Genomic DNA, 11,456 nt, shown 5'->3' with positions numbered 1-11,456 from the left:
ATCTAACGAGAAAGCGTGACTTTGCGAGAGTCCTCGCATTCCATACTCAAGGTGAGGTCATTTTTTGGGGGTTTGAAAATATGGAGCCGCCAGAGTCTGAAACGATAGTCAATGAGTTTGCGAGGGTAAGTGGCTATGAGCCCGTCAAGTCGGCCAATAGTTACGCAGGGTATAAGGATTGGTACATTCAGGACTGGCGGAGGCCGGGATTTACCGTTGAGCTTGGTAAAGGAACCAACCCGCTTCCTATATCACAGTTCGATGAAATTTATCAAAAGTCACTTGGGATCTTCTTGGCAGGCTTGTACATGTAAACGCCGGACATGCAAAAACGCTCTGCTCCCAGTCGATGGGGGGAGAGCTTTTTATCTTATCGATTATTGATATAAAACGATGAGGGCTGCTGCAAAAAATAAGTAAAGGTAAGCTTTACTTATCGATTGCAAAAATAAGTCGCTATTAAGCCTAAAAAATAACGGTCATCCGCCATTATTGGTCCAGGATATTGCAGCCCCTGATTGATAGGTACTCTAATCGTTTTGCGGTAAAGAAGTTTACCCTCTTTAGCGCCTGTATCGGCCCCGCCTACGCCAGATACTTTGACGGCCACGCATGCCATCCAACCTATATTCATTATAATAGAAAGCGCTTACATTTACAAAAATATTCGTAGTGCAAATTTCGACATTCCAAGCTTTCATTGATGGAAAGCTTGAAGTCAGTTTACATTTCCATGAAATCCTGAAGCTTTTTCGTTAGCCCTCCCTTGCCGAATTTAATCGGCTTTGCCCGCCCGATCGTTTGTTCCGAATCAGATGCGTATTCGAGAAAGGCTAAAAGATTGATCCGCCGGTATAAAATATCGATGATGCCATAGGCATGGAACCAATTATCAATCGTATTGTAAACCCCTCTATTCAGGGCATATTGCTGCTGGCACCAGTGGAAGAACATTCTGTCTGGAAGATTAAGGTACTCCATCTCTTCCAGTCGCCCATGGTTCTTCCGTTCTTTTCCAGGTAATATGTAGCTCAGCCTTTCCTTTTGCATAGTGTATGGCCCCCTTCTTTTTTTGAAATCGAAAAGCCCCCTATTCAGGTGAATAGAGAGCCTCCAGTTAACTGGTCAGCGTATTTATTTTTCTTATATGGAAAAGAATAAACCGATTAATCTTAGTTGTCAAGTTGGTATTTTAAATCCGTCATTTTTAATTATTTGAGTCATATTTCTGGAGTGGAATTATTATAAATACGAATGAAAATTATATTTTTTATGTTATAGTTCGTATATAATGAGTTTAAACGTATGAAGGGGGAGAGGCTGAATGTATAAATCAAAAAAGATTTTATTATTGGGCTCAGGTGAATTGGGGAAAGAAATTCTGCTTGAGGCACAGCGTCTTGGGGTGGAAACAGTGGCAGTCGACCGTTATGAACATGCCCCTGCCATGCAGGTCGCCCACCGCAGCCATGTCATCGATATGCTGGATGCAGCACAGCTTCGGGGAGTCGTGGAAAAAGAACAGCCTGATTTGATCGTCCCGGAAATCGAAGCCATCGCTACTGCAGCATTAGTGGAATTGGAAGAAGAGGGCTTTCCCGTCATTCCGTCCGCGAGGGCAGCAAAATTAACGATGGACCGTGAAGGAATCAGGAGACTGGCTTCCGAATCCTTGAACATTCCGACTGCCGCCTACAAATTCGCTGATACATATGAAGAATTTGTCCAAGCTGCCAAAGAAATCGGCTTTCCGAATGTCATAAAACCGCTGATGAGCTCCTCTGGGAAAGGGCAAAGTGTGTGCCGCGCGGAAGCTGACCTAAAAGAGTGCTGGAAAATCGCCATGGAGGGCGGCCGGGTTCAAAATGCGCGTGTGATCATTGAAGAATTCATCCGTTTTGATTCGGAAATCACATTGCTGACAGTCCGAGCCGTAAACGGGACCCTGTATTGTGCGCCCATCGGCCATATTCAACAGGGCGGGGATTATATAGAATCGTGGCAGCCGCATGATATGACGGAAGCCCAGATAAACGAAGCGAAGCGGATTGCCCTTGCCATTACGGATGAACTTGGAGGATACGGATTATTCGGAGTCGAGCTTTTCCTTTCAGGGGATAAAGTCTATTTCAGCGAAGTATCCCCCCGTCCGCATGATACGGGACTAGTTACATTAGTGACACAGAATTTATCCGAGTTTGCCCTGCATGTTCGAGCGATTCTAGGATTTCCCATCCCGGAAATCCATTTGATCACCCCAGGCGCTAGCCGCCCATTAAAAGCGTCCGAGGAGTTGGCGGAGTATTCGATCGTCGGTGTTGATAAAGCTTTGGCTTTACCGAATACGGAGGTGCGCCTCTTCGGAAAACCAGTCACCAAGATTGGGAGAAGGGTGGCCGTTGCCCTTTCATCCGCTGCTTCAATCGAAGCAGCGAGGGAGAATGCGGCCCGGGCTTTGGAATGCTTAACGGTGAAGAAGTAAGTGGGAAAGGCGCTCCTGTAATGGAGCGCTTCAGTTTGCAGAAAAAGAAGAGGAAATCTTGAGTGCCCCGCAGTTTAATGGTGTATCCGTTGAGCGTTCCTTTCCACTTTGTTTTACCTTTTTGATAGAAACCTTTTGTTTACATCGTGGGCGCTCCTGTAATGGAGTGCCTTTTCTTATGACATGAATTTGGCACTTTACCTTTTTTGCTGCCTCCATTTTACCTCATAAGCTAATGCTGCCATTCATGACAGATGCAATTAGCATCGCCATTAAGCGCTGGATTTACCTTGTCTTCACATTAATCCTACCGTATTTTTACATCCCCTTGACACTGTGTTCATTTTTGACCTTTATAGTTTAATTAAATATTCAAACATTAAAGGGAGGTCATTCATTTGAATCGTACATGGAGTAAAAAGGTTTTGCCGCTTACGCTGGCATCGGCACTGACAGTTGGAAGTTTAACATGGTCTGCATCAGAATCTGCATCGGCAAGGGGCAAGTCGAATGAAGATCCGGAAATCAGGAATGTCATCTTCATGATAGGTGACGGGATGGGCGTTTCCTATACGTCCGCTTACCGGTATTTAAAAAATAACCCCAATACCATGGTGGCGGAACGGACAGAGTTTGATAAATACCTGGTTGGTCAGCAGATGACATATCCGGAAGATGCTGCCCAAAATATTACGGATTCTGCTTCGGCCGCAACGGCAATGTCTTCCGGCGTGAAGACTTATAATGCCGCGATTGCGGTGGATAATGATAAATCCGAAGTCAAAACCGTCCTCGAAGCAGCGAAGCAAAAAGGAAAAGCGACTGGATTGGTCGCCACCTCCGAAATCACTCATGCGACACCGGCATCATTTGGCGCTCATGATGAAAACCGGAAAAACATGAATTCGATTGCCGACGATTATTATAAAGAGCTGATCAAGGGCAAGCATAAAATCGACGTCCTCTTAGGCGGCGGAAAATCCAATTTTGTCCGCCCGGACATCAATTTGGCGAAGGCCTTCAAAAAAGACGGATATAGTTATGTGACGGATAAGAAACAAATGCTCAAGGATAAAAATGAGCAGGTGCTAGGTTTGTTCGCTTCCGAAGGACTCCCGAAAATGATCGATCGCCCAAGTGAAACGCCTTCCTTGAAAGACATGACCAATTCGGCGATTAAGCGTCTGGATAAAAATAAAAAGGGGTTCTTCCTGATGGTCGAGGGCAGCCAAGTCGATTGGGCTGGACATGATAATGACATCGTTGGCGCCATGAGTGAAATGGAGGACTTTGAAAAGGCATATAAAGCGGCGATAGAATTTGCGAAGAAAGACAAACATACCTTGGTGGTGGCAACAGCAGACCATTCAACAGGAGGATTCTCGATTGGTGCCAAAGGTATATATAACTGGTACGGTGAACCGATCAAGGCGGCCAAACGCACCCCGGACTTCATGGCGGATGCAATCGTAAAAGGGGCCGATGCTGAAAAGACTTTAAAGCAATTCATCAATCAAAAGAAATTGAAGCTAACGAGCGAGGAAATAAAGTCGGTAACAGATGCGGCCGAAACAAAAAATGTCACGAACATCGATAACGCCATAGAAGCAATTTTCGATAACCGGACGAATACAGCATGGACCACCGGAGGACATACGGGTGAAGATGTACCGGTCTATGCTTATGGACCTTATAAAGATCGTTTTGCCGGGCAGGTCGATAACACGGATCATGCCAAGATCATCTTTGAGCTATTAAAGAAACAGAAATAACATTTCGGGGAGGGATTCCATGAACAGACTAATAATAGGTGCCTTTATATTGACCACATTCGGGGCTCTTAATACCCAACCTGCATTTGAAGAAAAGGCGGCTAAAGAAAAAACGGAGGAGATGGGCGCTCCACTGGTGAAGAAGGATGTCTATGTTCCGAATCCACAGCTGCCTGATGATAGGAAGCTAACCCAAATCGGCCAGGATGTCTCGGATGCAAAGGGCGAACTGACATTGAAGGCCTTAAAAAAAGTGAACGAAGCAATCAATGTTGGACCAATCGAGGTAACGGTCAAAGAAATGAAGGTAATGCACGTTACCCCTGATTACAGCATGATTGATTTCTTTCATGGCTATACACATGCTGAGGATTTCGACATCGTAAAAGTGAAGGTTGATATCAAAAACAATAGCGATAAAAAGATCAAGTTCTCACCGGTCGCTTTTCTTGAAACCAATAACGGGGAACACCTTCCATGGGAGGATGATATCTACTTGGAAGAACTGAACGGCGAAATGGCTGGGAACGGTACGAAAAGCGGCAATGTAGGCTTCATTGTAAAAAAAGGAGATGTGACGGGAATTACCTTCATGACAAGTGATGCGGTCAATGGTGAAGGGAAGGTCCTGGCAAAGGGGAAGTCGGTTGAGTTGGAATTTTGAAGGAAATGGTGTATGAAAGAGATGCAAAAATCAAATACTAGAGCAAGTGATAGGGATTCTTATCACTGCTGAAATATCCAAATCCTAATGATGGGGTGACACAGAATGAGTTATAAAGATCATTTAGATCCACATTCTCAAAAGTTTCACCATAATTGGACAAGACCTAAGCGTTCGAAGTCTCAAGTTAATGGCCATACGGAAGTATCGCAAACAAACATTATCCTAAGAAGCAATGCAAAGGCTCACAGGTGGTAACGGATATTTCGACTAAGAAGGAGACTCTTATTGAGTCTTCTTCTTTATATTTCATGGCGGTGTGTTAAAAAAATGGCAAACAACCCCGAACCCATTACGGCATGCATGGCTTTTCATTCGTAATTATGATACCATTTACCTTTAAGAAAAAAGCGATTGGGCTGTATCACAGGAATTTGAATGTGCTCAGCTTATACAAATAGAGGACGTGAATTGTAATGATAAATATTGAAATCCCTGCAGCAGATATTAGCATTAAACAAAGAAAGCAAGTGATAGAGGGAGACGAAGCAGTCATTCCCGAAATATACGGATTTATCGATTTCCATTTGATTCCCCGTGATAAAGGCGGCATCATCTTGTTTTACAATGAACGCGAGGAACTGATTTTCGTCGGTAAAGCTCGTAAGCTGAGACCAAGGGTCAAAAAGCATTTTGAGGATAATGTGTCTCCGATTAAAGACCACCGTAATGAAGTGAAGAAAATCGACATCCTTATCGTCGAGGATCCCATGGAACGCGAAATTTACGAAACCTACATGATCAATACACTTCAAGCTAAATACAACGTCGATAAAGTGTTTTATAAATGAGGAAAAAAAAAGCTGGCTGCATGTGCAATCAGCTTTTTTTGTGCGCAAATTCTCTTCTCCCTGATAGAATTTCTTTCATATGAACCGATAATAACAGAAAGGAACCAAAAGCAAGATGTGGTTTATATAGAAAAGGGGGAAGGCTGGAATGAAATTTTCCATCAAGAAAAAATTGATCATGAGCTCTATGTTGATCTCTATCATATTTGGGGTTTCTGCATTCATTTCTTACACCAGCATGAAAGAAATGAATAAGGATTATGATTACATCATCGATAATATAACGGAGGTGAACACCAACGCACAAAGTATCCAGAACGAGGCCACTCGCCAGGTTTCTTACATAAGGGGATACCTCTTATATGGCACCTCCGAGATGAAAGAGAATGTGTACACTTCCAATGAAAAAATCAATCAGTTAATAGCGCAGGCAAAGGATATATCGTCAATGGCAGAAACGGATCGACAGCTTGAGGACATTCAGGAATCGAATGCAGCCTGGATAGCGGAGAATACAAAGCTCATCGAGGTTGCCGCTAAAGACGTAAATGAAGCAAAAAAGCTGGCCCAGGAAAAAGTGGTGCCGATCAGTACGAAATTGGGAGAACAAACCTATGCATTAAATGAATCAACCGAAGGCGTCATCAAGGCGAAGGTGAAAGAGGCGAAAGAGCAATCCGAGAAGGCGACGGACAAAATCTTGATCATCAGCATATTTGCTTTTATCTTTGCGATTGCAGCTGGATGGCTGACAGCCAATCTGATTTCCAAGCCGCTTAAAAAGCTGGGGGCTGCTGCCAACCAGGTAGCGGAGGGCAATTTGATGGTCGAGAGAATAGAGTTGAAGAGCAGGGATGAATTATCTGAGTTAAATCAATCCTTTGAAAAAATGACCAAGCATCTTCGCGATACACTTACGGCAATTTCAGCCAATGCCGGAATGGTGGCCGCTTCTGCCGATCAATTAAGTTCAAGTGTTAATCAATCGAGCATTGCAGCTGAAACGGTGGCCACCTCGATTCAGGAAATTTCGGGGGCGTCCGAGAAGACGACAAAACAGCTTGAAGGAAGTCTCGGAACGTTGAATGAAGTTGTCCAGGGAATCGTTCGGATATCGGACAGCACCTCCAGTGTAGCTGAATTATCAAGGGAATCTGCTATGCAAGCTGAAGAGGGCAGTCATTTTGTTGAGGAAAACTTGAATCAAATGCGATTCATCCATGAATCCGTCAATCAATCGAATCAGGTGATCGGCTCCTTGTCCGATCGATCTCATGAAATCGGAAAAATCATCGAGGTCATCACCGGAATTGCGGGACAGACGAATTTGCTGGCACTCAATGCAGCCATTGAAGCTGCTAGGGCCGGGGAACATGGTAAAGGCTTTGCTGTTGTGGCAGAGGAAGTGAGGAAATTGGCTGAGCAATCCCAAACCTCAACTAAGCTGATTGCCGATTTGATTAACGGCATGCAAAACGACACGAGAGATTCAGTGAACATAATGAAAAAAGTGATGGAAAATGCCGAGGAGGGTGTGAAGGTATCTGTCGAGACTTCCAATAAATTCTCACAAATCCTGGACAGTACGAGAAGCATTACACCTAAAATCGAGGAAATCAAGGCAAGTGTCCAACAAATTTCTGCAAGCATAGATGAAGTGGCACAAGTATCCAATGATATGACGGCGCACGCCCAGGAAAATGCCGCCAACTCAGAAGAAGTAGCCGCATCGACAGAAGAACAGCTGGCATCCATGGAGGAAGTCAATTCCTCCATCCGTTCGCTTTCATCCATGGCTGAAGAGCTTGAGGATATGGTCGGGAAATTCAACATCAAATAATAAAATTCTAGACTGAAGACTAACTCGAAATGCATGGGTTTGTCTTCGGTTTTTTATTGGTTCGGGAAAAATCAGATGCAAGGCCTGAAGGATTCTTCTAAATTTGAAGGATAAAAAGAATAAAAAAACTTTCAAATAGTAATCATTCCGTTTTATTATGAAGAAGAGCTTTTTAGAGTGATGGAAATCAGGAAATTAAATCGTAATCATTCCGTTTGGTGTTGTGATTAGAAGGAAGAAGGAGGAAAAGGAAATGAGAGTGAATATTACTTTAGCATGCACGGAAACAGGGGACCGTAACTATATTACAACGAAGAATAAGCGGAATCATCCGGATCGAATCGAATTGAAGAAATATTGTCCACGCTTAAAGAAACATACAATCCATCGGGAAACGAAATAATGATTGTTTTTAAATCGTAATGATTTTGTTTTATGTGAACCAGTTAACCTAAAGGAGATTGAAAAATGGCGAAAAAATCGAAGGTAGTGAAAGCACAAAAACAGTTGGCACTGGTTGAAAAGTATGCGGAGCGCAGGCTGGAATTGAAAGAAAAAGGGGACTATGCAGCATTGGCCAAACTCCCCCGGGATTCCTCCCCGACAAGGATCCATAATCGCTGCGGAGTAACGGGAAGGCCCCGTGGATATATGCGCAAATTCAACATGTCACGAATCGCTTTTCGCGAGCTTGCCCATAAGGGGCATGTACCGGGTGTCAAAAAGTCAAGCTGGTAACAGCCAGCAATTACTTAATTGTGGTGATGAAATGAGAATAACCCATCATTCAATGTCCGAAACTGCGCGAAAATCCATCCAATCCGTCAGATAAATCTTCCGGATGCGAGAGAAATCCGTCCGAATTGGAGAGAAATCGACCCAAAGTGGAGTATATCGTCCGGATGAACCTACAGCGTACCAGGATTCGGCGTGGGTGAACGGCAAAAAAGCAGAAGTCTACTGGACTCTGCTTTTTTAGCATTCGATTTATCTTTGGAAAAATTCAATCCATTCTTTTTCCGGCCCATATATGTAGAAGTAGCGGTAGCCATTTGGAAGGGTGACGATTTCCTCGTCGATCAGCTCGATGTCATTCCGTTTTTTGATTCGTGCATATTCTTTTTCGATATCATCAACGGTAATGGCAAAATGATGGATCGTGGCTTCAGATGGCAGTGTATCGCTATACCCCTGAATCAATTCGATTTCCGTTTCTTCCGACTCCTCGTAACCCAGGAATGCCAGTTGGATGACACCATTGGTATGAGGAGTACGCGCTTTTAATTTTAAATCCAGCACGTCCTGATAAAAAGTGATGGACTTTTCAAGATCTCTTACGACAACTCCAATATGATCGATTCTTTTTGCGGGCAATTAAACAGCCTCCTTTATTAATAGTTAAATATATAACATTATTCGGAATTGGATTCCCTTTTTTAACTGTTTTTCAATATTTTTTCTATTGATCATAATGTTTGGAACGATAGGGGTCAGTAGAGAAAAAGAATTTCCCTATTTTTCAGGGCAAAAGTTTGTTTCTGAAGGAAATAGCCGATATACTATGGAAACAACTCCATTATGAATGGATAAGAGAGGAGAGATAGGATGGGTAACATTCGTGAAGGTGAGGTTTTCACACTTACAGATGACAGTGATGAGGCTCATGAAGTTGAGGTTTTAGGCTCATTGGATGTAGAAGGAACGGAATATGTGGCAGTCGGTTTGCTTGAAGATATTGAACAAGATACAGAGGAAGACATCGATATTTTCTTCTTCAGGGTCGAGGGCGAAGGCGAACTGTTCGATATCGAATCGGACGAAGAATTCGAAAAGGTATCTTTGGCGTTTGAAGCTGCTTTTGAAGCGAAGGCTTAATGGACAAGTCAAGGACGCAACACACAAAAAGGTTTCGGAATGGCCTCATTCCGAAACCTTTTTAATTACTTATTGGAATTGAAGCAATTGGGATGAAATCTATACCTGCACTGAAAATCAAAGCTCCAAACACAAAAACCATAAACGGCCTCGATGAATCTTGAGTTTGTCTACAGTTTGGTACGGCACGATCCGCGCCGTTGTCTTTGTACAAAAAGTATTGGCCCCGCCTACGCCAAATACCATGATAGCCACGCGTGCCATCCAACCTTCCTTAAGTATAAGGTTGTATTGTTGATGGGACGTGTACGGCATATGAAGGTTTTATTAAAATCGGAGCATCTTTCCATCTCCTGGGCATAGGATAAAAAAAGTGGAGGTGATTGGATGACCGTCGTTAAGCACACTGATTCCGACATTGCTCTGTTGGCGAGATTGCTCAGAGCGGAAGGTGAAGGTGAAGGCGATCAAGGGATGTTGATGATCGGTAACGTTGGAGTCAACCGGATTAGATCGAATTGCTCCGACTTCAAAGGACTGAGGACGATTCCGGATATGGTTTATCAGGAGCATGCCTTTGAGGCTGTGCAGAAGGGGTATTTTTACCAACGGGCAAGGGATAGGGAAAAAAGACTTGCACGTCGAAGTGTAAGTGGGGAAAGATTATGGCCCTCAAAATTTAGCCTGTGGTATTTCAGACCAGAGGGGGATTGCCCGCCTACCTGGTATAATCAGCCTCTAGTCGGCCGCTTTAAGCTTCATTGCTTTTATGAACCAACAGCTACGGAATGTGAAAATATTTATAATACCTATTAGAGAAGTGGCTGAACCTATGGAGGTTTGGCCTTTTTGTGTATTTTCTGGATAAGCATAACGCAACTAAGCCGTTTAATGTCATCAATAGACAGCAATCTTCCTAAAAAGGAGAACGCTGCAAGGGAGTTTGCAAAAAATCCGTCCGAACGCGGGTATAATTCGTCCAAACACGCGATAATCCGTCCGAACACGCGATAATCCGTCCGAACACGGGTAGAATCCGTCCCAACACGTGGTAATTCGTCCGAACACGCGATAATTCGTCCGAACATGCGGTAATCCGTCCGAACGCGTGGTAATCCGTCCGAACGCGGGTATAATCCGACCGAACATGCGGTAATTCGTCCGAACACGTGGTAATTCGTCCGAACACGCGGTAATTCGTCCGAACGCGAGTATAATTCGTCCGAACACGCGGTAATTCGTCCGAACATGCGTATAATCCGACCGAACATGAGTATAATTCGTCCGAACGAGAGTATAATTCGTCCGAACGCGCGATAATTCGTCCAAAAACGCGTTAATCCGTCCCATCACGGGATCCTAGCTGTTTGAACAATGAAAAGTGACGGGGGCTTGGCCCGCGTCACTTTTTGGATTATAGTTTTACGATCGTTCTGCCTCTTGCTTCGCCTTTTAAGAGGGTCGGGAGAACGCCAGGCAATTCTTTAAGGGTTATTTCTTGCTGAATGAGGCGTTCCAGGTGATCGAATTTAAAGTCGGTCGCAAGTCGATGCCAGACTTTCAATCTTGTTTCCATCGGGCAATTGACCGAGTCGATTCCTAGTAAATTAACACCTCTTAGGATGAAAGGAAAGACAGTGGCCGGGAGGTTGGTGCCAGCCGTCAATCCGCTGACCGCTACAGATCCGCCATACTTGATTTGGCTAAGGACAGATGCTAGAGGTTCACCGCCGACGGGATCTACCGCACCGCTCCACTTTTGTTTGCCAAGCGAGCGCAGGTTGCCGTCGTAGACCTCTTTACGAGTTACAATAGACGTCGCCCCGATTTCCTTTAAATATCCATGCTCCGATTCTTTTCCTGTACTCGCTTCCACCGAGTAACCAAGCTTGGAAAGGATCGAGACGGCAAAGCTGCCGACTCCCCCAGTGGCACCGGTAACAAGAACGCTGCCTTGATCAGGGGCAAGGTT

The 11,456-nt window shown here is 44.2% G+C and carries 15 protein-coding genes and 1 pseudogene; 11 read left to right on the top strand and 5 right to left on the bottom strand.

Features of this window, described 5'->3' with window-relative positions; translation table 11 throughout:
* A pseudogene (locus tag CVN76_RS17080) lies at window positions 1-314 on the top strand (peptidase M14); the annotation flags it as partial.
* Between the two features lie 119 nt (window positions 315-433).
* Here the strand turns inward: CVN76_RS17080 and CVN76_RS31100 are convergent.
* Window positions 434-610, bottom strand: a complete 177-nt coding sequence (locus CVN76_RS31100; protein WP_157805692.1) for a hypothetical protein — start codon at window positions 608-610, stop codon at window positions 434-436.
* 113 nt (window positions 611-723) lie between these two features.
* Window positions 724-1,050, bottom strand: a complete 327-nt coding sequence (locus CVN76_RS17075; RefSeq protein WP_232732302.1) for a hypothetical protein — start codon at window positions 1,048-1,050, stop codon at window positions 724-726.
* Window positions 1,051-1,324: 274 nt separating this feature from the next.
* On the opposite strand from CVN76_RS17075, the gene purT reads away from it, so the two are divergent.
* From purT to rpsN, 8 genes are all read left to right on the top strand, one after another.
* A complete protein-coding gene (gene purT, locus CVN76_RS17070) occupies window positions 1,325-2,482 on the top strand; it encodes a phosphoribosylglycinamide formyltransferase 2 (RefSeq protein WP_100532252.1) in 1,158 nt (385 codons plus the stop codon).
* 398 nt (window positions 2,483-2,880) lie between these two features.
* Complete coding sequence (locus tag CVN76_RS17065) at window positions 2,881-4,254, top strand: alkaline phosphatase (RefSeq protein WP_100532251.1); 1,374 nt, start codon at window positions 2,881-2,883, stop codon at window positions 4,252-4,254.
* A gap of 19 nt (window positions 4,255-4,273) precedes the next feature.
* On the top strand, window positions 4,274-4,918 hold the full coding sequence (locus CVN76_RS17060) for a DUF4352 domain-containing protein (RefSeq protein WP_100532250.1): 645 nt from the start codon (window positions 4,274-4,276) through the stop codon (window positions 4,916-4,918).
* A 105-nt stretch (window positions 4,919-5,023) separates the two neighbouring features.
* Window positions 5,024-5,176, top strand: coding sequence for a YpzG family protein (locus CVN76_RS17055; protein WP_081092541.1), 153 nt, complete (start codon window positions 5,024-5,026; stop codon window positions 5,174-5,176).
* 218 nt (window positions 5,177-5,394) lie between these two features.
* Window positions 5,395-5,769: a nucleotide excision repair endonuclease gene (locus CVN76_RS17050; protein WP_100532249.1), complete on the top strand. Its 375-nt coding sequence runs from the start codon at window positions 5,395-5,397 to the stop codon at window positions 5,767-5,769.
* 148 nt (window positions 5,770-5,917) lie between these two features.
* Window positions 5,918-7,609, top strand: a complete 1,692-nt coding sequence (locus CVN76_RS17045) for a methyl-accepting chemotaxis protein (RefSeq protein ID WP_100532248.1) — start codon at window positions 5,918-5,920, stop codon at window positions 7,607-7,609.
* A 253-nt stretch (window positions 7,610-7,862) separates the two neighbouring features.
* Window positions 7,863-8,012: a 50S ribosomal protein L33 gene (gene rpmG, locus CVN76_RS17040; RefSeq protein ID WP_064462478.1), complete on the top strand. Its 150-nt coding sequence runs from the start codon at window positions 7,863-7,865 to the stop codon at window positions 8,010-8,012.
* 65 nt (window positions 8,013-8,077) lie between these two features.
* The gene (gene rpsN / locus CVN76_RS17035) at window positions 8,078-8,347 is read left to right on the top strand and encodes a 30S ribosomal protein S14 (RefSeq protein ID WP_100532247.1); all 270 of its coding nucleotides are present in this window, start codon (window positions 8,078-8,080) and stop codon (window positions 8,345-8,347) included.
* 249 nt (window positions 8,348-8,596) lie between these two features.
* Here rpsN and CVN76_RS17030 read toward each other — a convergent pair whose 3' ends face one another.
* Window positions 8,597-8,983 carry a VOC family protein gene (locus CVN76_RS17030; protein ID WP_100532246.1) on the bottom strand — a complete coding sequence of 129 codons (387 nt, stop codon included), beginning with the start codon at window positions 8,981-8,983 and terminating at the stop codon, window positions 8,597-8,599.
* A gap of 231 nt (window positions 8,984-9,214) precedes the next feature.
* On the opposite strand from CVN76_RS17030, the gene CVN76_RS17025 reads away from it, so the two are divergent.
* On the top strand, window positions 9,215-9,484 hold the full coding sequence (locus tag CVN76_RS17025; RefSeq protein WP_061143927.1) for a DUF1292 domain-containing protein: 270 nt from the start codon (window positions 9,215-9,217) through the stop codon (window positions 9,482-9,484).
* A 117-nt stretch (window positions 9,485-9,601) separates the two neighbouring features.
* Here CVN76_RS17025 and CVN76_RS17020 read toward each other — a convergent pair whose 3' ends face one another.
* Complete coding sequence (locus tag CVN76_RS17020; protein ID WP_157805691.1) at window positions 9,602-9,748, bottom strand: hypothetical protein; 147 nt, start codon at window positions 9,746-9,748, stop codon at window positions 9,602-9,604.
* 123 nt (window positions 9,749-9,871) lie between these two features.
* Between CVN76_RS17020 and CVN76_RS17015 the strand changes: the two genes are divergently transcribed.
* Window positions 9,872-10,300 carry a cell wall hydrolase gene (locus CVN76_RS17015; RefSeq protein WP_100532244.1) on the top strand — a complete coding sequence of 143 codons (429 nt, stop codon included), beginning with the start codon at window positions 9,872-9,874 and terminating at the stop codon, window positions 10,298-10,300.
* A gap of 598 nt (window positions 10,301-10,898) precedes the next feature.
* Here the strand turns inward: CVN76_RS17015 and CVN76_RS17010 are convergent.
* The coding region (locus CVN76_RS17010) for a zinc-binding dehydrogenase (RefSeq protein ID WP_157805690.1) at window positions 10,899-11,456 on the bottom strand (558 nt) is incomplete at its 5' end.

It is taken from the genome of Bacillus sp. mrc49 (assembly GCF_002803435.1).
Note: the sequence above shows the minus strand (reverse complement) of the source record. Positions and strands in the feature narration are given on the sequence as shown.